Below are 1,163 nucleotides of genomic sequence, written 5' to 3'. Positions count from 1 at the left end.
AAGATGACAATTATATTACAGATCACATTAAACACCTGAAAAGAATACAACTCTTATGCAATGCGTGGTATGAAATATATCTGTAACAAAAATCTCATAATGTTTTCACTCGTCTGTTTATCCCCATGATCAGTACGATTACTTCACTTTAGGCTAGGTAAGGTTATGAGCGCAGAAAAACTATATATAGAAAAAGAGCTTAGTTGGTTATCTTTCAATGAACGAGTGTTACAAGAAGCGGCCGACAAAACCGTTCCGTTGATCGAGCGTATTCGTTTTCTTGGGATCTTTTCCAACAACCTCGACGAATTCTACAAAGTGCGCTTCGCTGATGTGAAACGTCGTATTTTGATCAACCAAGAGCGAGGAGGGAGTGACAACTCCAAGCGTCTGTTAAGTAAGATGCAAGCCAAAGCCCTTAAGCTTAACGAACAATTCGACGAACTTTACAGTGAATTAATTAGAGAAATGGCACGGCGTCGCATTTTCTTGGTCAATGAGCATCAACTCGATGAAGCGCAGGAAAAGTGGATCACCAAATACTTCCGCAAAGAAGTCATGCCACATATCACGCCTTTGTTGATGAAAGATGAAATCGACGTGCTGCAATTCCTCAAAGACGAATACGCTTACATCGCCGTCGAACTGCGCAAAGAAGACCACTCTCAATACGCTCTCATCGAAATTCCAACCGACCACCTGCCACGCTTCGTGATGGTGCCAGAGCAAAAAGGCAAACGCCGTAAGACCATCATCTTGCTTGATAACATCATCCGATACTGTTTAGACGAGCTATTTAAAGGCTTTTTCGATTATGATGAGCTCGCAGGCTACGCGATGAAAATGACGCGTGATGCAGAGTACGACTTGCGTAATGAAATCGAATACAGCTTGCTAGAGCAAATGTCAGCAGGCGTAAACCAACGTTTAACCGCCATGCCAGTACGCTTTGTGTATGAGCGTGAAATGCCGCAAGAGATGCTCGACTTCTTGTGCAGCAAACTAAGAATTTCCAATTACGACAACCTAATTCCAGGTGGACGCTACCACAACTTCAAAGATTTCATCGCTTTTCCAAACGTCGGGCGAGAATACCTCGAAAACAAACCAATGCCACCAATGAAGTGTGCAGACTTTGAAGGTTACGCCAACAGTTTCCAAGC

Annotated in this window: 1 protein-coding gene; it reads left to right on the top strand. The window is 43.2% G+C overall.

Annotation, left to right across the window (positions count from 1 at the left end; genetic code table 11):
* Positions 1–165 precede the first annotated feature (165 nt).
* Positions 166–1,163, top strand: a 998-nt coding sequence (locus R7Q47_RS25630; RefSeq protein ID WP_318090180.1) for an RNA degradosome polyphosphate kinase, incomplete at its 3' end; no start/stop codon positions are given.

This window comes from Vibrio sp. Vb0349, assembly GCF_033338975.1.
This window is presented reverse-complemented; position numbering and strand designations above follow the sequence as displayed.